Source organism: Endozoicomonas sp. 8E (genome assembly GCF_032883915.1).
Classification (GTDB): Bacteria; Pseudomonadota; Gammaproteobacteria; order Pseudomonadales; family Endozoicomonadaceae; genus Endozoicomonas_A.
Map to the genome: position 1 here is coordinate 1,212,978 of NZ_CP120717.1, position 22,949 is coordinate 1,235,926.

The following is a 22,949-nucleotide window of genomic DNA, read 5'->3' on the forward strand; positions in this document are numbered from 1 at the left end:
TTGCATTAAAACCGTTTGATTATTTGACCTTCAAATCGTACAAAAGTTTCATTTTGATACTGGCTCGTTGCCATTGTGGGGAGTCAACGGTCTCGAAAAACTCTTCAGAATCAAACGGTTATCAGGTATCCAATGAGTCACAAAGCGAATTCAGATTCACACTGTTCAAAAACTCTTCGGCGATGGTTGTCAGCTCGTCGGATTTGAGCACCAGGGCGTTGCTGGCATTGTGTGCCTGCTGCAACAGGCGGGCATCCTTCACTGGCTGCTGAAAACAGAAAGAGCTATCAATTTTACACATCATGGCATACAGCTCTTCTGGTGAAGATGGATCATGAGCGCCGTAGTAGTCTGTCTTCATGGAGTTTCCGATGGCAGCTTCAGCCCAACAATAAGTTAAACGACTGCCTTTTAAGTGCGTTACTTCATAAAGGTAGTGACTGAACGCCTGCTGAATCGCCTGCCTGCATTGGTTTTTTAAAGTACCCAAAAAGTGTTCGTCATCCCATGACAGCGCAAGGCACTTCAGAATGGGTTTTTGACTGCCTGTGATAGCAAAACGTCTTCTCTCATAGTGTTTGATGTCTTCCAACAACGGCTTCAATTCCGGGCTGTTCTCAATTTTTCGTTGCAACAGGGCTTCAACCTTTTCATTAAACACCCCGCTGTCCCAGGAAGGTTGCCCCAGGATAATCACCGGACGATGGCCCGCATTGCCCGAGTTTAACTTCACAAACGCCGGCTGATGCACCAGCATTCGTTCTATATTCGGAACGCCCTCAGGGTCGTACACCCAGTCGATCTTTACAGATGGATTGACCATATTTTTTTCAAGGGATGACGAAACCCCATCATGACAATGAGTGACGAACATGGCATCACTTTTTCTCCCCTGAAGGTCTCTGTAAGACACCTGCCATACCTGGCTATTTTTTTCCCTGGACAAGAGTGTTTGATACCACTTTTTCAGCTGATGGGTGGCTTCAGCCCTGAGTTTGTCGATACCTGCCAGACGCACCAATAGCCTATAATGATGATCGGCCTTCATAATATGGCTCTCATAGGTCGGCAGAGGATCCAGCCAACCCAATTTCAGGGCTTCGTGGACAAAGTGAATAACCGAAGGGTTGGCTAAGTCACTGTTCTCGAGTATTTCCACCATAGAACCCAACCAATCAAGAGGGCATGCTCCGCCCTGAACAATCATTTTTGAGTGCAATAACCTGAGTTGTTCAATGGCCTGATCGGCATGACCGCTGGACAATATTGCCCTTACTGCTTCCGACATCGGTTTACAGGCATTCCAATCATGGTCATAGACAACCCCGACCAAGCGTTTCTCACAATTTCTCAGGGCTCTTGTCCCCGACGCCTTTAACGTTGACACGCCCATGGAAAAACCGGGCAAATCTTTTTCCTGCCAAAGTTTCTGTACTGCATCAAAAAGACTTATATTGGCTTCTGGCAATGCACTGTTTGTCTCAAGGGCTTTGTTCAACTCCTCAAGGCTTATACCACAGGCTTTAGCAAGAGCTTGTTGTTGTGCTGAATCAGCCCCTTTAAAAAGATCCTTCAGGAGCCCCCTGATCTCACTGTTTTCAGTCTTGGAACCGCTTTCTTCCAAGGTGGGCTGACAGTCATTCCCTTGGAAGTCAGGGGCAATTACTGTGAACGGAAGATATGATCCACCCAAATCCACTGATTTCCAGGTCTGGTCTCCATCCGGGCAATATTCAACAAAGCTGTGTAAAAGGCTTCTGATTTGCCGGGATGGAATCCCAAAATAACGACAAAAAGCCACAAAAACAGCACTACGAAAACGACAGCCACCTTGCCGCTGTGTTACGAGGAATTCAAAGAAATTTTTACCGGGCTCTGGTCGGGTCTGGCCGGAAAACTGTCGGCAATACTCCGTGATCGCCTCAATTCGTTGGCTGGTGTTTTCAGAGTATTGTATTTTCCACAAAGGAAAGCGTATTTCGGCTGGTTGTTTGCCAATGTTATTAAACACTTCGTTCAGTACTGCTTTCATACCTTCTGAACAATGGGTGTCAAACCATGTTAATTCTTTTGGCCGGGGTTCCGGTTTCCTGGGTTCTACGACATAAGCCACTTCAATACTCTGTTTGGCTTCGGCCTCAGGAATAGAGAGTGTGTGAAGCCCGGTATATTTGTCCCTGACCAGGGCAAAGGGTAAATCGGGCTCCAGACGCAGTGCCACAATATAGTCGTCTGGCGTCATGCTGGGCAATGCATGATGACTGTTGCCCGGTTTTAAGTCGAGGACCCCCATCGTCTGACCCCTGGCTACTGTCACTGGCTGGTTCTTCTTTAGCAGGACCGGCCTGAGTATTTCGACCCCCAGCGTGCGGTTATCACTAAGATCGATTCGTTTGACATCACCCTTGACGGTCACATGAATGTCTTTGGCCCAATAGCGATACATGTGGCAAGGAACATTCCTGGTATTAAAAACTATATAATCGTAATGGTGTTGTACCTCCTGACGATCTTCGTCAGTGTTGCGGTCTAATGCCTCTGTCGCTTTCTCGCTGACTTCCGGATTGTATTGTCCGGCTTTGTTATCAGCGCCAACAGCTGAGGCTTCGTCAATATGGTCCAGCAGACCCTTCAACTGGTGCCAGAACGCAGGCCAACATTGAACTGCATTGGCGTTCCATGCCGCTATTTGCCGATCAGCTTCCCTCAGATAAGGCTCGTAAGCCGATAATTTCAGCATTTGTTCCTGTGCTTGCGGAAGGTAAAATACCAGGTTAGCCTCCACGCCCGTCTTGTGAAACTCACGAGCAAACCAGCATTGCTGCCAGCGTCGGTATAGTGACTGGGTGAGCATATCGTCCGACTTGTCTGGCTTCAGGGAAAGACCGGATGCCTGCCACCGGGCCTGGGCCACCCTCATGATGATTTCTGTTTTGACTGCCTCTTCGCTTAATTGAGTGTTAATACAAATTTCATGGTTTTTTTCATCCGTGCTGTTGCGATGACTGAGTCGTATCAACCACGGGCGACCTATATTCGGTACCGTTTCGTTTAACCAATGGCACAGATCAGGAGCCAGCGCTTCTTCACCCATGGCAAGCGTTGATAACCCGGGCAGTTCCTCCAGCGACAGGTTGGCGGCCATCAGATAAAGCCGGTAGTGCTGATTGAGGCATTGATGAAGGCTGTCTTCGGTAAAATCGCGCCCTCTGGTAACAGCTTTTGCGACATTCTGTAAATCAAGGCTGGTGGGCTGTAACGGCAGGTTTTTCCGTTTCAGTTCAGCCCTCAATCGACAATGTAGCTGAGTCAGCTTTTCAGCCGCAAATTTCCCTTCCGTGGTCTGTGGCAAGACTTTTTCGGCAATGGTTTGCAATTCGGTTGGGCTATACTGCCGGATCGGCAAATGTCTGAAACGTCCTTTCAGCGCCGGTGATAAGGGTTTTCGCCCGCTGTATTCAGGTGGGTTGATGGTGGCGAACAGGTGGAAACCCGGATGGGCGTCACCGGCCAGAATATCGTTTAACTCACCTTCCAGATGCTGGCTGTCGATCAGATTCATTTCCGAAATGACTACGATGCCGCCATCGACTTTTGCCTTCTGGATCGTTTCACACACTTTGTCCCAGGAACAATCACAGGCATTCAGGAGAAAAACTTCCGGCATGGATTCATGCCGTTGCTCAACCTGCTTTCTGACGCTTTCAATCACCAGGTTCAGCGTGGCATCTTTACCCCGTCCAGCCGGGCCTTCAATCAGCGTTGCCTGACGACCGCCGTGTTTTCTGTCGTGATGATAAGCCTGCTGACTGCGGCTTAAATCCTGCCCAAGCCACTGCACCAGTTGACGGACTGCCGATCCGGAGGTATCAAAGTCTGGTCGGATTTTTTTGCTGACTGTACTGAAGGTCTGCTGCATATCCTGCAGGGTGTGGTTATAAACTTTATTGCTCAGGGTATTGTCCGGGTGGTAACGGGCAGCAAACCAGATTTCCAGTGCCAGCTGGGCATCCTGATAAGTCTCGGTGATTTCGGGACTCAGTACATCCCGAAAACTTTGCTGGACCAAACTGTTTATTTGCTGTGGGCTAACACTGTCACCTTTGGGCAGCGCACGATCCAGATACCAGCCCACCCAGCTGCAGATATCCGTTAAATCTCTGGGGGTAAACTCATGGTCTGGCAACAGTTCCGGATAGTATTGCCAGAGTGTCATCACACTCTCGGTAGCACTTTGTACAATGTCGTTTATTGGTTGCCCTGAAAGAGGCCCTCGTAACTGATTGGCCAGAGCCGGTTCCACCACTCTGTCGCGAAGGAACGCCCGGTCTAACCGAGGGTAGTAAGCCCCGGGCAATTTCTCTTTCAGGGCCGGGTCCATTTGGCGTCCGGAGTAATGATCGGGATTGCCGGTGAGAATGACCCGGTGTTTTTCGCTGACCTTGACAGGATGACCATTCACATAGATGCAGGGTTTCGGTTCCCATAAGCCGTTCAGTGACGCCAGCAGTCCGGCCTGGGCCAGGTTAGCCTCATCCAGCACCAGAGTGACGTAGTTTCCGCCAACATGGCCACTGTCTTTGTCGGGTTCGGTCTTGGCCCATTCCATCAATGCCCGGTCTTGCTGCGCCATAGAGCGGTCGCCATCGGCGTGTTGTTGCCACTGCCAGCGTTTCATCAGGGTCTGTTCGCTGTCAGAAGGCCCGATGGAAATGACTGAAGCTTGTCCTGAAGCCTTGGCTATTTTGGCAGAAAAGTAACTTTTCCCGGTGCCGGTTTCTCCCTGCAGAAAGATAACGGGAGAGTCGCTAAGCCGGTCATGGAGCCGGGATAATCGACGGCTTTCACGATCCTTTTGATTCATCTCACCGTGATAAAGATCCCGGGCCAGTCCTGACAGGGGCTCATCAGCGGAACCCGCCCATTTCAGTGATTCAGACAGTCGATGTTCTATGCCTTCGATCCGTTCTGCCTCAGAATTTGCTGTTCTGGTCATGTGAAAACAATCGGTGGCGAGGCCGCGGATGGCATCGGACCGGGTCTGCCCTGATGACAAAGGCAGCTGCCAGCCAGAAGCCAGTGCATCCTGCAAACGTTTAATCTGTCTTGCTGGCCTGATGGCTAAGGATTGCCAGGGCTCTGCTGCCGCCGGATCAACTTTCAACTGGTACGCTATAGCAGCTCGTTGTTCTTCAGGTGCATGGGCCACGATTATGGCACAGAGCCTGTTGAGGACGTCTTTTTTACCCCAGACTGGAAATGGGCTTCCATAGGACAGTTGTAATTCTCCATTAAATACTGCCGGGTCAAAGGCTCGGGCCAGTGCCCACAAGTTGTGTTCTACAACCGTTCTATCCAACCGCGGGACACTATTGAGGATGCCATTCAAGTGATCCAGGTCTACCGAGGCGGCTTGATCCGGCTTCCTGTGAGCATCCGGTGTTTTATCCGGTAACAAGTGCCAACAAGCCACTTTCATAAAATCCCGCACCGGCTGATGCTGACGGGTGCCATGAGTGATGACGCTATCAATGGCCTTGCGCCAGTGGCAGGGCAGAATTTGTGGGGACTTGTCCAGCTTTTGTGCCCGCCGGGCAGCCAGTATCAGGTTATTCAACAAAGCTTCGGTGATTTCAGGCAGAGGGTTACAAAGGTCGTCAGGTACGGTTTTAAATGCCTCGTAAAGTTCATTAAGTGCTCGTTCTGGTAGTTCAGTCCGAGGGATTTCATGTCTGTGGGCATTGATATCCCAGAGATTGATTACAGGGCACGGCTTACCCGCGGCGACCATCGAAGTGAATACTGAAGATGGGGTTTTCACAGACTCAGGCCAGAGCATTGTGACATGAGCCTGTGGGAAGGCCTGTAACTGGCCATTGACCAACAGCGGTTGCCCGACGGCCAGGGGTTCCAGAAGCTGCTGAAGGCCTGGATTAGTTTCCAGCCCCCGAAATACCACCGGTTTGCCAGCGATCAATGTCTCTTGCAACTGACTCTGACGTCGTCCGAAATGCGCCTTTTGTTCCGAGGTAATATGGATATTATCAAATAGCTGGCTGAAGCCAGTCTGTTCATTGACCTGGATGACCAGAGGGGCTTGTGGCTGATGATTAATCCAATGACTGGCCTGGGCAGGTTGCTGATAAGTGAAGGTATTAAAGGTGGCGTGACCTGTGACTTTTTTATGTGGGTTGGACAGAAAACGCCCATCGTTTTCTGCCAATCCCAGGGCTTTCGGCTGCCGTCTTGAATGAGCCACCTGAAGTCGGGGCTTCAGACCGGTGGTCTCGCGAAGGGTTTGCAATGAACCCAGCAAACGAAACCAGAGGGCTTCAGTGAGTGGCGACGTTACGGTGACGACACCCCCCGCCCTGATCTGTTCCAACAGGCAGGTGTTAGGGATTGCATAGCCTTCGGGCGTAATGGCAATGGGGCTCAGCCATTCTGTTATATTCCGCTGGTTAATGATGATCGGGTTTTCTGCGGCGTGCTCTTTAGACTGGCTTTGGAACAGCGTATGAAGCTCGTCCTTCCCCACCGGCATCTGATAAAACTGAACTTCGTCGGGTAACGGACAGACTTCCCCATTGCTCTCAAAGCACTGTTGCGCCAGCATCTGTCGAATGGTCTGTTCAAAGGTCAGATCCTGCCAGTCGGCGCCTTTCAGTATCACCCGTTGTCCGGATTTCAATTGTTCAAGCCTGCCAGGGATGTGCTGGATTCGCCCCTGTTGATCGACACCGGGAGCACCCAGTAGTAACTGTCGCCAGTTGTTGTGCAAGTGGCAGTCAATAACCAGAATAGTGTCGTCGTCCATGGCATTTTCGGCACCGGGGAATTCAGGCAATACCGGAGGAGCCCCGTCAATGTCCATCGATGGGTCATTGTTAGTGTGGGCCTCGAACTGCCAGCTATTGCCCGGTCGGTTAATTCGCCGCCAGAAATCAGCGCCGGGGGCGTCCTCACACTGGCCTACCGCTGCCAGTTGTGCAGGGGCTGCCAGAACCAGCAGAGAAACATGCTCGCCCAGAGGTCGTTTTTTCTGACTGACTTTGTCGTACAAACAAGGGTTATCGGGGTCCAGCAGGTCGTTGAATTTCGGCAGGTCCTCGCTGCTGAGTTTTCGAATATCCACCACCAGAGTGAGTGGCTTTGAACCTTCAAATAGCTTACCTGAACGCAGACTGTGGCGACCCTCTTCGGAAATGCTCAACCGGCTCACCAGATTAGCCTGTGCGAGGTCATCGGGGTGGGAAATAAGGGTGACATCGCGATTTTTATCGCGAGTCTGGTCAGCCAAAAGCTGTCGAACCTCATCATCACTGGCGACAAAACGGAAATCGAAGGCATGAGGTTTTTTTTGGCGCGGGGAATCCGTTGAGGATACGGTTCTCGCCCTGTCAGGTGTCATAATCCGAGATGACGATAGATTCAGTTGGTAATTGAGACCAGAGCAGACAGCTTTGACGTTTGATGGTAAATCTAAATCCTGCCCTGACCTCTTGGCTGGCAAGCTACTATCAGGCAAGCTACCAGCCGGAACGGGTTTGTTAATTTCTCCACCAATCTGACCATCCATAGTTAATCTCCCTGCTACCATCTGAAGGACTGAATTGAAACTCTTTGATAATGAGACTTTCAGAGGCCGGGAAAGTTCAATTTGGATACTGGTCCGTTGCCATTGTGGGAAGTCAACGGTCTCGAAAACAAACGTTTATCACGTATCCAATGATTCACACAGCGAATTCAAATTCACAGTGTTCAAAAACTCATTGGCAATGGTTGTCAGCTCGTAGGAACTGAGCACCAGGGCGTTACTGGCATTGAGGGCCTGCCGTAAGTAAGAATTCTCAACAGATCTCTCAAACCAGACAGACCTGGGGATTTTAGACATCATTGCAAGCAGTTCAAGGGGTGATGATGGATCATGAGCGCCATATTCATCATCTCTGTTACGTAGTATGGAAGTATTGCCCCAACAATACGTTAAACGACCACCTTTCGAGTGTGTCACTCCGTACAGGTAATGACTGAAGGCCTGCTCAATCGCATGCCAGCATTTTTTATTTAAATCATTTAAAGGCTTAAGATCCTCATACGACAACTCAAGGGACTCTAGAATGGGCTGGTACTTGCTTTTGAGATCATGTTTTTTTTGCTTACGTTCTTCTTGAGTCTGGCATTGCTCATCCAATGCCTTCAGAGCGTCCCGGAGTTGCTGTTTCATCGCCTCATATTGCTTGTATTGTTTCAATGGCCGCTTCAAGTCCGGGCTATTCTCTGCTTTTAGTTCAATCAGGGCTGTGCGTTTTTCACAGATGACTGTGTCTACCCACGAAGGCCGCCCCAGGGTAATCACCGGACGGTGGTTTGCGTTGACCGAGGTTAACTGCATAAATGCAGGTTCTTGCAGCAACATTCGTTCTACATTCGGAACTCCCTCAGGTTCGTTCGTCCAGGTGTAGTCCAGGATTGAGCGGGCAATTTTATCTTCAAGGAATCGCGAAAACCCACCATGACAATGAGTGACGAACAGGGCATTATTTTCTTCCTTCAGGAAAAACTCATAAGTGGACTGCCAGCTCTGGCTGATTTTTTCCCCGGACAATACAGTCTGATACCACTTTTTCAGGCAATCAGTGGCTTGAACCTTCAGTTCGTCGATGTCTCTCAGGCGCATTAACAACTGATAATGTTCATCGGCTTCAATAATACTGCTATCATAAATCGGCAGTGGGTCCAGCCAACCCGATGCCAGGGCCTCACGGGCAAAGTGAATAACCGATGGTTTGGCCAAGTGACTGTTTGTCAGTATTTTTACCATTGAATACAACCAATGATGAGGGCTTGCTTTGGCATGATTAATCATTATTGGGTGGAGCAACTTGAGTTGTTTAGTGACCTGATCTTCATCGCCGTTGGACAATATTTGCACGACTGCCTCTGACATCGTCTTGCGGTCAGGGGAGTCGCCATAGTCCCTGGCACCGGCCAATCTCCTCATGTTATACCGAGATGCCTCTGTCTTCAGCGACCTGATAAGTGAGACGCCCATGGAAAAACTGGCTAAATCTTTTTCTTTCCAAAGGTTCTTTAGAATGTCGAAAGGACCTGGATCTTTGTCTGCCAATGCTCCGGATGTCTCAACGGCTTTGTTCAGTGCTTCAAGGTTGATGCCAATGGCTTTAGACAGAGCTTGCTGTTGTGTTGAATCAGCTTCTTTCAGAAGACTCTTCAGGAGTTTCTTAATCTTGTTTGACTGAGTATTAAAACCAATTCCCCTCCTGATGGGCTGGAATTCAGATTTTATTTCTGTTACCCGTGCAGGCCCCCCGCCCAAATTTGCTGACTTCCAGGTTTGGCCCCCATCTTCGGAATACTCAGCAAAGCTGTGGATAAAGTTTGTAATGCTCCGACATGGAATCCCAAAATAACGACAAAAAGCGACAAAAACAGGTGTACGATGTTTACAGTAACCTTGCCGCTGTGTTACCAGAAAGTGAAAGAAATTTTCGTCTCTCTCTGGTTTGGTTTTACCGGAAAACTGTTTGCAATAGTCCTTGATCGCCTCAATGCGTTGCGACCTGTTTTCAGCCTTTATGATTTTCAGCAAAGGCACCTGTATTTCCGTTGGCTGCTGCTCGATGTTTTCAAACAGTTTGTCCAGTACGGCTTTCATCCCTTTTGAACAGCGGGTGTCAAAACCTGCTGGTTGGACTTTTATGCCCGGTTCCCTGGATTCTACGACATAAGCAATCTTTATACTCTGGTTGGCTCTGTCCCCGGCAATAAACAGTTTGTGCAGCCCGGTATATCGATCCCTGACCAGGGTGTATGGCACATCAGGTTCTATGCGCAAGGCCACGATATAGTCATCAGCCGTCAGGCTTGGCAATGCACATTGACCGTACTTTAATTGCATCTCAAAGGTTGCCAGGGTTTGATTTTTAGCTAATGTCACTGGTTGGTCATGCTCTGGTAACAGCTCAGGTGTGAGCAGTTCCATCCCCTGAAGATACTTATCACCAATATCGATCCTCTTGATATTGCCCCCAGCCGTCACAAATATATCCTGTACTCCAAGTCGATACATCTGGGAAGGAAGTTTCTCCGTTTTAAAAACTTTATAATCCTCAAGTTTTGGCCCCGCCAGAGCCTCGTAGTTCGTTATCTGGTCCAATGCCCTGGTCTTTTTCTCTTCGACTTCCGGATCGTATTGTTCAAAAGCACTATCAGCTGATGCTTCCTTAATAAATTCGTCCAGCGAATGGTTCGGCAGATTACTTATCTCATGCCAGAACGCTGGCCACCATTGAACTGCCTTGGCGTTCCATAAGCTTATCCGCTTATCGGCCTCCTGAAGATAAGGCAGGGAAGCCGGCGTTGTCAGTGCCTGCTCCTCTTCTTTCGTCATGGAGAATACGCTGTTGGCGTCCACGCCTGTCTGGCCAAACTCACGATCAAACCAGCTTTTCTGCCAGTGTCGGTACAGTGCCCGGGTGAGAACATTGTCCGACTCATCCGGCCTCAGGGAAAGTCCGGATGCCTGCCATTGGGTCTGAGCGACCCTTTTGATGATTTCTGTTTTGGCGTCCTCTTCACTCAGATCATCCTTAAAACAGATTTCATGGTTTTTTACATCAATGCTGTTGCTATCACTGCTTCGTATCAACCAGGGACGACCAATGTCCGGTAACGTTTTGTTGAACCAATGGCTCAGTTTAACAGCAAGTCCTCCCCCGCCCATGGCGGAACCGGATGACTTTGGCAGTTTCTGCAACGATATTTTGGCTGCCATCAGATAAAGCCGGTAGTGCTGATTGAGGCATTGATGAAGTGCGTTTTCGGTAAATTTACCCCCTCTGTCTACAGCTCTGGCGACATTCTGTAAATCAAGGCTGGTGGGCTGCAACGGCAGGTTTTTCCGTTGCAGGTAAGCCCTTAAACGACAATGTGTATCAGTCAGCTGTTTAGCCGCGATTTTCCCCTGCGGTGTCTGAGGCAACACTTTTTCGGCAATGGCCTGCAATTCTTTCTGGTTATATTGCCGGATCGGCAAATGTCGGAAACGTCCTTTCAGCGCCGGTGACAAGGGTTTTCGCCCGCTGTATTCAGGCGGGTTGACGGTAGCAAACAGGTGGAAACCCGGATGGGCGTCACCGGCCAGAATATCGTTTAACTCACCTTCCAGGTGCTGGCTGTCGATCAGATTCATTTCTGAAATCACCACGATGCCACCCTTAATTTTTGCCTTCTGGATCGCTTCACACACCTTGTCCCAGGAACAATCACAGGCATTCAGGTAATAGACTTTCGGCATGGATTCTCCCCGTCGCTCAGCCTCCTGTCTGACGCTTTCAATCACCAGGTTCAGCGTGGCATCTTTACCCCGCCCGGCCGGGCCTTCAATCAGCGTTGCCTGACGGCCGCCGTGTTTTATGTCGAGATGATAAGCTTGCTGAGCGCGGCTTAAATCCTGTCCCAGCCCTTGAACCAGCTCAATGACTGCCGATCCGGAGGTATCAAACTCAGGTCGTATTTCTTTGGTCAATGTTCTGAAGTCCAGCAGCATATCGGGCAGGGTGTGGTTATGGACTTTGTCGCGCAGGGTGTTGTCCGGGTGGTAACGGGCTGCAAACCAGATTTCCAGTGCCAAGAGGGCATCCTGTTGATTCTCGCTGATTTCGGGACCCAGTAGATCCCGGAAACTTTGCTGGATCAAACTATTGATTTGCTCAGGAGTCACACTGCCAACTGCGGGCCGCGCACGATCCAGATACCAGCTCACCCAACTGCAGATATCGGTTAAATCCCTGGGAGTAAACTCATGCTTGGGCAACAGCTCCTGGTAATATTGCCAAAGTGCCATCACACTCTTGGTGGCAATGTGTGCAATGTCGTTTATTTGATGCCGTTGTAAGTGATTGAGTAGAGCTGGTTCCACCACTCTGTCCCGAAGGAAAGCCTCATCCAGGCGTGGATAGTAAGCCCTGGGCAGTTTCTCTTTCAGGGCCGGGTCCATCTGGCGCCCGGAGTAGTGATCGGGATTGCCGGTGAGAATTACCCGGTGTTTTGGGCTGACCCTGACAGGATGACCATTCACATAGATGCAGGGTTGCGGCTCCCATAAGCCATTCAGTGACGCCAGCAATCCGGCTCTGGCCAGGTTGGCTTCATCCAGAATCAGGGTGATATATTTTCCTCCAACATTGTCGGAAGGGGTACTGGCCCATTCCATCAGCGCCCGGTTTTGCTGCTTCATAAAGCGGTCGCCATCGGCATGTTGTTGCCACTGCCAGCGTTTCATCAGTGTCTGTTCACTGTCAGAAGGTCCAAGGGAAATGACCGCAGCCTGTCCGGAAGCCTTGGCCATTTTGGCCGAAAAGTAGCTTTTCCCGGTGCCGGTTTCCCCCTGCAGGAATAGGACGGGAGAGTCCGCAAAGCGTTCATGGAGTCGGGATAATCGACGGCTTTCACGATCCTGCTGATTCATCTCGCCGTGATAAAGGTCCCGGGCCAGTGCTGACAGGGGCTTATCAGTGGAACCCTGCCATTCCAGTAATTCAGACAGTCGATGTTCTATGCGCTCAATACCTGCTGCCTCAGAATTCGCTGTTTTGGCACTATGAAAACAATCGCTGGCCAGGGAGAGAATGACATCGGATCGGGTCTGTCCCGGTGGCACATACAACTGCCAGCCAGACATCAGTGCATCCTGTAAACGTTTAATCTGTCGTGTTGGTCTTATGGTTAACGGATGATGCGGCCTGACTTTCGACTGTGTGACTTCCAACTGATACGCCATTGCAGGTCGTTGTTCTTCAGGCGTATGGGCCAGGATCATGTTGCAGAGCCTGTTCAGGGCTTCTTTTTCAAGATATTCTGGAAATGGTCTTTTATAGGACAGTTGTAGTCCTTCAAATTGCTCGTCGTAAAAGAATGCCGGGTCAAAGGCTCTGGCCAGTTGCCACAGGTTCTGCTGCAAAAATGTTCTATCTAGGCGCTGGGAGCTATTGATGATGGCATTTAACCGGTCCAGATCGATCCAGGGAGCTCTATCCTTATCCGGCATCTTATCTGGTAACAAGTGCCAGCAGGCCACCTTGACAAAATCACGCACTGACGGATTCTGTCTGACACCATGGGTGATGACGCTATCGATGGCTTTGCGCCAATGGCGAGGCAGGAGCCGTGGAGACCGGTCAACCTGCTGTGCCCGCCGGGCAGCCAGTATCAGGTTATTTAACAGCCCTTCGGTCATTTCAGGCAGGGGGTTGCAAAGGTCGTCAGGTACGGTTTCAAAGGCTTCGTAAAGTTCATCAATTGCTCGTTCTGGCAGCTCAATCCAGTGGATACCATGTTTGGAGGCATTGATAGCCCAAAGATCGACTTCAGGACACGGACTGCCCGTGGCAACCATCGAACGAAATATGGGAGATGGGCTTTGTGCAGACTCAGGCCAGAGAGTTGTGATATGAGCCTTTGGGTACTCCTGTAATTGGCCATTGACCAGCAGAGTTTGTCCAACAAACAGGGATTCCAACTGTTGCTGAAGTGTTGGATTGCTTTCCAGTCCCCGAAAGACAACCGGCGTGCCAACGATTAATGCCTCCTGCAATTCACTTTGGTGACGCCCAAAATAGGCCTTTTGTTCCGAGGTGATACGGATATTATCAAACAACTGGCTGCAACGGGTCTGCCCATTGACCTGAATGACCAAAGGAGCTTCCTTTTGATGATTGAGCCAATCACTTGCCTCAGCAGGTTGCTGATAAGTGACGGTATTGATGGTATTAAGGGTGGCGTGATGACTAATTTTTTCTTGTAGTCTGGACAGTGAGTGCTCATCTTTTTTTGTCAATTTCAGGGCGTTTGGCTGCTTTTTTGCGTGAGCCACCTGGAGTCGCGGCTCCAGGCCTGTGGTCTCGCGAATAGTCTGCAACGAACCCAGCAAACGAAACCAGAGAACTTCAGTGAGTGGAGAGGTTACGGTGACCGTATCACCTGCCTGAATCTGTTCCAACAGAGAGGTATTAGGGACTGCATAGCCTTCCGGGGCAATGGCAATCGGGTTCAGCCAATCGCCGATATTACTCTGGTTGATGATGATCGGATTTCCTGGTGCATCACCAGAGCAGGACAGACTTTGGAACAGTGAATAAAGCTCGTCCTTCCCTACCGGCGTCTGATAAAACTGAACATTGTCGGGTAACTGACAGATCTTCCCGTTGCTCTCAAAGCATTGTTGCGCCAGCATCTGACGAATCGTCTGTTCAAAGGCCAGGTCCTGCCAGTTGGCTCCTTTCAGAATCACTCGTTGTCCGGCTCGCAGAGACTCAAGTCTGCCGGGGATGTGCTGGATTTGCCCCTGTTGATTCACGCCAGGACCGCCCAGTAGCAACTGTCGCCAGTGACTGTGCAAGTGGCAGTCGATAAGAAGGGTATTGTCGTCATCCATAGCACTTTCGATAGCACTTTCGGCAGGGGGCAATTCAGGCAATAGCGGAGGATGCTCGTCGCTGTCCATCCATGGGTCGCTGCCGGTTTTTGTGTCGAACTGCCAGGTATTGCCCGGTCGATTGATTCGCCGCCAGAAATCAGCGCCCGGTGCTTCGTCATGCTGGCCAACCGACGTCAATTGTTCAGGGGTTGCCAGAACCAGCAAAGAAACATGCTTTCCCAGGGGACGTTTCTTCCGGCTGACTTTGTCATACAGGCAGGGGTTATCCGGGTCCAGCAGATCGTTAAATTTTGGCAGATCCTCGCTGGTGAGTTTTCGGATATCCATCACCAGGGTCAATGGCTGTGAACCTTCAAAGAGCTTGCCTGAGCGCAAAGTGTGGCGACCCTCGCCGGAAATGCTCAAGCAGCTCACCAGGTTAGCCTGTGAGAGCTCATCGGGGTGGGAAATAAGGGTGACATCGCGATTTTCATCGCAGGTCTGGTCAATTAAAAGTTGTCGAACCTCATCATCACTGGCGACAAAACGAAAATCAAAGGCATGAGCGGCCTTCTGGAGTGGGGAATTTGTTGAGGATACCGTTCTCGCAATTTCAGGCAAAGCAATGGCAGGTGACGATAGACGGAGTTGGGCTGTTACGTCACAGACCTCTGCTATTGAAGGTGTATCCTGTCTTGCTTTTTTGGCTGGCATGCCGCCATCAGGCTCTGCACTCTTAAAAAAAGGCCTCTTTATTTTCCCATCAATCCGACCATCCATAGTCAATCTCTCTCCCTACTGCTATTTGAAGGACTGCATTGAACTTAATTGTTTAATGATTGGACTTTGGAATAGGATTAAAGTTCCATTTGGAGAATTATTCGTTGCCATTGAGGGATGTCACCGATCTCGAAAAACTCATCATGACCAATCGTTTATCACGTATCCAATGATTCACACAGCGAGTTCAAATTCACAGTGTTCAAAAACTCTTCGGCAATGGTTGTCAGCTCGTCGGATTTGAGCACCAGAGCGTTACTGGCATCGAGTGCCTGCCGTAAGTAAGAATTCTCAATAGATTTCTCAAAACTATCAGGACCTATAGGGCCTATGATTCTAGACATCATTGCATGCAGTTCATGGGGTGAAGATGGATCATGAGCGCCATAGTCCCTATGATGGTTAGCATGTATGGAAATTTTGCCCCAACAATGTGTTAAACGACCACCTTTCGAGTGTGTCACTCCATACAGGTAATGACTGAAGGCCTGCTCAATTGCCTGGCAGCATTTCATATGTAAATCACAGAAAGACCAATTGTCCCTGGGTGACAACTTAAGGGACTTTATAATGGGCTGGTGCTTGCTTTCGATATCATGCTTTTTTTGCTTACGTTCTTCTTGAGTCAGGCATTGCTCATCCAATGCCTTCAGAGCGTCCCGGAGTTGTTTTTCCATCGCCTCATATTGCTTGTATTGTTCCCATAACCGCTTCAAGTCCGGGCTATTCTCTGCTTTTACTTCCATCAGGGCTCTGTGTTTTTTATTGAAGACTGTGACTCCCCACGAAGGCCGCCCCAGGGTAATCACCGGACGGTGGTTTGCGTTGACCGAGGTTAACTGCATAAATGCAGGTTCTTGCAGCAACATTCGTTCTATATTCGGAACTCCCTCAGGTACGTCTGTCCAGTTGTAGTCCACGATTGAGCGGGCAATTTTATCTTCAAGGAATCGCGAAAACCCACCATGAGAATGAGTGACCAACAGGGCACTATTTTCTTCCCTCATGAAAAGCTCATATCTTAACTGCCATCTCTGGCTGATTTTTTCCCCGGACAACACAGTCCGATACCACTTTTTCAGGCAATTAGTGGCTTGAGCCTTCAGTTCATCGATGTCTCTCAGGCGCATTAATAACTGATAATGTTCATCGGCTCCCATAATCCCGTTATCATAAACCGGCACTGGGTCCAGCCAACCCGATGCCAGAGCCTCACGGGCAAAGTGAATAACCGATGGTTTGGCCAAGTGACTGTTTTTCAGTATTTTTACCATTGAACACAACCATTCGAGATGGTTTGCATTGGTATGATTAATCATTATTGGATGGAGTAACTTAAGTTGTTTGGTGACCTGATCTTCATCGCTGTTGGACAATATTTGCACGACTGCCTCTGACATCGTATCGCGGTCAGGGGAGTCGCCATAGTCCCCAGCACCGACCAATTTCCCCATGTTATACTTTTTTGCCTCTGTCTTTAGCGACGTTATAACTGAGACGCCCATGGAAAAACTGGCTAAATCTTTCTCTTTCCAAAGGTTCTTTACAATGTTGAAAGGATGTAGATCTTTGTTTGCCAATGCCCCGAATGTCTCAATGGCTTTGTTCAGTGCTTCAAGGTTGATGCCAATGGCTTTAGACAGAGCTTGCTGTTGTGTTAAATCAGCTTCTTTCAGAAGACTCTTCAGGAGTTTCTTAATCTTGTTTGACTGAGTATTAAAATCAATGCCCCTGCTGATGGGCTGGAATTCAGATTTTATTTCTGTTACCCGTGCAGGCCCCCCGCCCAAATTTGCTGACTTCCAGGTTTGGCCCCCATCTTCGGAATACTCAGCAAAGCTGTGGATAAAGTTTGTAATGCTCCGACATGGAATCCCAAAATAACGACAAAAAGCGACAAAAACAGGTGTACGATGTTTACAGTAACCTTGCCGCTGTGTTACCAGAAAGTGAAAGAAATTTTCGTCTCTCTCTGGTTTGGTTTTACCGGAAAACTGTTTGCAATAGTCCTTGATCGCCTCAATGCGTTGCGACCTGTTTTCAGCCTTTATGATTTTCAGCAAAGGCACCTGTATTTCCGTTGGCTGCTGCTCGATGTTTTCAAACAGTTTGTCCAGTACGGCTTTCATCCCTTTTGAACAGCGGGTGTCAAAACCTGCTGGTTGGACTTTTATGCCCGGTTCCCTGGATTCTACGACATAAGCAATCTTTATACTCTGGTTGGCTCTGTCCCCGGCAATAAACAGTTTGTGCAGCCCGGTATATCGATCCCTGACCAGGGTGTATGGCACATCAGGTTCTATGCGCAAGGCCACGATATAGTCGTCAGGCGTCAGGCTTGGCAATGCACATTGACCGTACTTTAATTGCATCTCAAAGGTTGCCAGGGTTTGATTTTTAGCTAATGTCACCGGTTGGTCATGCTCTGGTAACAGCTCAGGTGTGAGCAGTTCCATCCCCTGAAGATACTTATCACCAATATCGATCCTCTTGATATTGCCCCCAGCCGTCACAAATATATCCTGTACTCTAAGTCGATACATCTGGGAAGGAAGTTTCTCCGTTTTAAAAACTTTATAATCCTCAAGTTTTGGCCCCGCCAGAGCCTCGTAGTTCGTTATCTGGTCCAATGCCCTGGTCTTTTTCTCTTCGACTTCCGGATCGTATTGTTCAAAAGCACTATCAGCTGATGCTTCCTTAATAAATTCGTCCAGCGAATGGTTCGGCAGATTACTTATCTCATGCCAGAACGCTGGCCACCATTGAACTGCCTTGGCGTTCCATAACCTTATCCGCTTATCGGCCTCCTGAAGATAAGGCAGGGAAGCCGGCGTTTTCAGCGCCTGCTCCTCTTCTTTCGTCATGGAGAATACGCTGTTGGCATCCACGCCTTTCTTGCCAAACTCTCGATCAAACCAGCTTTTCTGCCAGTGTCGATAAAGTGCGCGGGTGAGAATATCGTCGGACTCATCCGGCTTCAGGGAAAGTCCGGATGCCTGCCATTGGGCCTGAGCGAACCTTTTGATGATTTCTGTTTTGGCGTCCTCTTCACTCAGATCATCCTTAAAACAGATTTCATGGTTTTTTACATCAATGCTGTTGCTATCACTGCTTCGTATCAACCAGGGACGACCAATGTCCGGTAACGTTTTGTTGAACCAATGGCTCAGTTTAACAGCAAGTCCTCCCCCGCCCATGGCGGAACCGGATGACTTTGGCAGTTTCTGCAACGATATTTTGGCTGCCATCAGATAAAGCCGGTAGTGCTGATTGAGGCATTGATGAAGTGCGTTTTCGGTAAATTTACCCCCTCTGTCTACAGCTCTGGCGACATTCTGTAAATCAAGGCTGGTGGGCTGCAACGGCAGGTTTTTCCGTTGCAGGTAAGCCCTTAAACGACAATGTGTATCAGTCAGCTGTTTAGCCGCGATTTTCCCCTGCGGTGTCTGAGGCAACACTTTTTCGGCAATGGCCTGCAATTCTTTCTGGTTATATTGCCGGATCGGCAAATGTCGGAAACGTCCTTTCAGCGCCGGTGACAAGGGTTTTCGCCCGCTGTATTCAGGCGGGTTGACGGTAGCAAACAGGTGGAAACCCGGATGGGCGTCACCGGCCAGAATATCGTTCAACTCACCTTCCAGGTGCTGGCTGTCGATCAGATTCATTTCCGAAATAACTACGATGCCGCCCTCTGCTTTTGCTTTCTGGATAGCCTCACACAGTCTGTCCCAAGAACAGTCACAGGCATTCAGGGGGAAGACCTCCGGCATGGATTCTCCCCGTTGCCTGGCCTCCTGTCTGACGCTTTCAATCATCAGGTTCAGCGTGGCATCTTTACCCCGCCCGGCCGGACCTTCAATCAGCGTTGCCTGACGGCCGCCGTGTTTTATGTCGAGATGATAAGCTTGCTGAGCGCGGCTTAAATCCTGTCCCAGCCCTTGAACCAGCTCAATGACTGCCGATCCGGAGGTATCAAACTCAGGTCGTATTTCTTTGGTCAATGTTCTGAAGTCCTGCAGCATATCGGGCAGGGTGTGGTTATGAACTCTGTCGCGCAGGGTGTTGTCCGGGTGGTAACGGGCTGCAAACCAGATTTCCAATGCCAAGAGGGCATCCTGTTGATTCTCGCTGATTTCGGGACCCAGTAGATCCCGGAAACTTTGCTGGATCAAACTGTTGATTTGCTCAGGAGTCACACTGCCAACTGCGGGCCGCGCACGATCAAGATACCAGCCCACCCAACTGCAGATGTCGGTTAAATCCCTGGGGGTAAACTCATGCTCGGGCAACAGCTCCTGGTAATATTGCCAAAGTGCCATCACACTCTTGGTGGCAATGTGTGCAATGTCGTTTATTTGATGCCGTTGTAAGTGATTGAGTAGAGCTGGTTCTACCACTCTGTCCCGAAGGAAAGCCTCATCCAGGCGTGGATAGTAAGCCCTGGGCAGTTTCTCTTTCAGGACCGGGTCCATCTGGCGCCCGGAGTAGTGATCGGGATTGCCGGTGAGAATTACCCGGTGTTTTGGGCTGACCCTGACAGGATGACCATTCACATAGATGCAGGGTTGCGGCTCCCATAAGCCATTCAGTGACGCCAGCAATCCGGCTCTGGCCAGGTTGGCTTCATCCAGAATCAGGGTGATATATTTTCCTCCAACATTGTCGGAAGGGGTACTGGCCCATTCCATCAGCGCCCGGTTTTGCTGCTTCATGGAACGGTCGCCGTCGGCATGTTGTTGCCACTGCCAGCGTTTCATCAGGGTTTGTTCGCTATCAGAAGGTCCAAGGGATATCACCGAAGCCTGTCCGGAAGCCTCTGCCATCCTGGCGGAAAAATAACTTTTCCCGGTGCCGGTTTCCCCCTGCAGGAATAGGACAGGAGAGTCCGCAAAGCGTTCATGGAGTCGGGATAATCGACGGCTTTCACGATCCTGCTGATTCATCTCGCCGTGATAAAGATCCCGGGCCAGTGCTGACAGGGGCATATCAGAGGAACCTTGCCATTCCAGTGATTCAGAGAGTCGATGTTCTATGCGCTCAATACCTGCTGTGTCAGAATTCGCTGTTTCGGCAATATGAAAACAATCGCTGGCCAGAGAGTGAATGACATCGGATCGGGTCTGCCCCGGTGGCATAGTTAACGGCAAAGATAGCCGCCAGCCAGACATCAGTGCATCCTGTAAACGTTTAATCTGTCTTGTTGGCCTTATGGTTAACGGATGATGCGGCCTGACTTTCGACTGTGTGACTTCCAACTGATACGCCATTGCAGGTCGTTGTTCTTCAGGCGTATGGGCCAGGATCATGTTGCAGAGCCTGTTCAGGGCTTCTTTTTCAAGATATTCTGGAAATGGTCTTTTATAAGACAGTTGTAGTCCTTCAAATTGCTCGTCGTAAAAGAATGCCGGGTCAAAGGCTCTGGCCAGTTGCCACAGGTTCTGCTGCAAAAATGTTCTATCCAACCGCTGGGAGCTATTGATGATGGCGTTTAACCGATCCGGATCGATCCAGGGGGCTTGATCCTTATCCGGCATCTTATCTGGTAACAAGTGCCAGCAAGTAACTTTCACAAAATCACGCACTGACGGATTCTGTCTGACACCATGGGTGATGACGCTATCGATGGCTTTGCGCCAGTGGCGAGGCAGGAGCTGTGGAGACCGGTCAACCTGCTGTGCCCGCCGGGCAGCCAGTATCAGGTTATTTAACAGCCCTTCGGTCATTACAGGCAGGGGGTTACAAAGGTCGTCAGGTACGGTTTCAAAGGCTTCGTAAAGTTCATCAAGTGCTTGTTCTGGCAGCTCAGTCCGGGGGATACCATGTTTGGAGGCATTGATAGCCCAAAGATCGACTTCAGGACACGGACTGCCCGTGGCAACCATGGAACGAAATATGGGAGATGGGCTTTGTGCAGACTCAGGCCAGAGAGTTGTGATATGAGCCTTTGGGTACTCCTGTAATTGGCCATTGACCAGCAGAGTTTGTCCAACAAACAGGGATTCCAACTGTTGCTGAAGTGTTGGATTGCTTTCCAGCCCCCGAAAGACAACCGGCGTGCCAACGATTAATGCCTCCTGCAATTCACTTTGGTGACGCCCAAAATAGGCCTTTTGTTCCGAGGTGATACGGATATTATCAAACAACTGGCTGCAACGGGTCTGCCCATTGACCTGAATGACCAAAGGAGCTTCCTTTTGATGATTGAGCCAATCACTTGCCTCAGCAGGTTGTTGATAAGTGACGGTATTGACGGTATTAGAGGTGGCGTGATGACTAATTTTTTCTTGTAGTCTGGACAGTGAGTGCTCATCTTTTTTTGTCAATCCCAGGGCTTTTGGCTGCTTGATTGAATGAGCCACCTGAAGTCGCGGCTTCAGGCCTGTGGTCTCGCGAATAGTCTGCAAAGAACCCAGCAAACGAAACCAGAGAACTTCAGTGAGTGGAGAGGTTACGGTGACCGTATCACCTGCCTGAATCTGTTCCAACAGAGAGGTATTAGGGACTGCATAGCCTTCCGGGGCAATGGCAATCGGGTTCAGCCAATCGCCGATATTACTCTGGTTGATGATGATCGGATTTCCTGATGCATTATCAGAGCAGGACAGACTTTGGAACAGTGAATAAAGCTCGTCCTTCCCTACCGGCGTCCGATAAAACTGAACATTGTCGGGTAACTGACAGATCTTCCCGTTGCTCTCAAAGCATTGTTGCGCCAGCATCTGACGAATCGTCTGTTCAAAGGCCAGGTCCTGCCAGTTGGCTCCTTTCAGAATCACTCGTTGTCCGGCTCGCAGAGACTCAAGTCTGCCGGGGATGTGCTGGATTTGCCCCTGTTGATTCACGCCAGGACCGCCCAGTAGCAACTGTCGCCAGTGACTGTGCAAGTGGCAGTCGATAAGAAGGGTATTGTCGTCATCCATAGCACTTTCGATAGCACTTTCGGCAGGGGGCAATTCAGGCAATAGCGGAGGATGCTCGTCGCTGTCCATCCATGGGTCGCTGCCGGTTTTTGTGTCGAACTGCCAGGTATTGCCCGGTCGATTGATTCGCCGCCAGAAATCAGCGCCCGGTGCTTCGTCATGCTGGCCAACCGACGTCAATTGTTCAGGGGTTGCCAGAACCAGCAAAGAAACATGCTTTCCCAGGGGACGTTTCTTCCGGCTGACTTTGTCATACAGGCAGGGGTTATCCGGGTCCAGCAGATCGTTAAATTTTGGCAGATCCTCGCTGGTGAGTTTTCGGATATCCATCACCAGGGTCAATGGCTGTGAACCTTCAAAGAGCTTGCCTGAGCGCAAAGTGTGGCGACCCTCGCCGGAAATGCTCAAGCAGCTCACCAGGTTAGCCTGTGAGAGCTCATCGGGGTGGGAAATAAGGGTGACATCGCGATTTTCATCGCAGGTCTGGTCAATTAAAAGTTGTCGAACCTCATCATCACTGGCGACAAAACGAAAATCGAAGGCATGAGCGGCCTTCTGGAGTGGGGAATTTGTTGAGGATACCGTTCTCGCAATTTCAGGCAAAGCAATGGCAGGTGACGATAGACGGAGTTGGGCTGTTACGTCACAGACCTCTGCTATTGAAGGTGAATCCTGTTTTGCTTTTTTGGCTGGCATGCTGCCATCAGGCTCTGCACTCTTAAAAACAGGCCTCTTTATTTTCCCATCCATCCGACCGTCCATAGTCAATCTCTCTCCCTACTGCTATTTGAAGGACTGCATTGAACTTA

At 49.8% G+C, this 22,949-nt stretch carries 3 protein-coding genes; all 3 read right to left on the minus strand.

Annotated elements, in window-relative coordinates; genetic code table 11:
* Nucleotides 1-121 precede the first annotated feature (121 nt).
* The 3 genes from P6910_RS04365 to P6910_RS04375 all read right to left on the minus strand — a co-directional run bounded on the left by P6910_RS04365 (nt 122) and on the right by P6910_RS04375 (nt 22,890).
* Entirely contained in the window at nt 122-7,579 is a 7,458-nt protein-coding gene (locus tag P6910_RS04365; RefSeq protein WP_317145064.1) for an AAA family ATPase, read from the minus strand.
* A 138-nt stretch (nt 7,580-7,717) separates the two neighbouring features.
* Nucleotides 7,718-15,220 carry an AAA family ATPase gene (locus P6910_RS04370; RefSeq protein WP_317145065.1) on the minus strand — a complete coding sequence of 2,501 codons (7,503 nt, stop codon included), beginning with the start codon at nt 15,218-15,220 and terminating at the stop codon, nt 7,718-7,720.
* 158 nt (nt 15,221-15,378) lie between these two features.
* Nucleotides 15,379-22,890 (minus strand): AAA family ATPase, encoded by a 7,512-nt coding sequence (locus P6910_RS04375; protein WP_317145066.1) that lies wholly within the window; start codon nt 22,888-22,890, stop codon nt 15,379-15,381.
* Nucleotides 22,891-22,949: the final 59 nt, after the last annotated feature.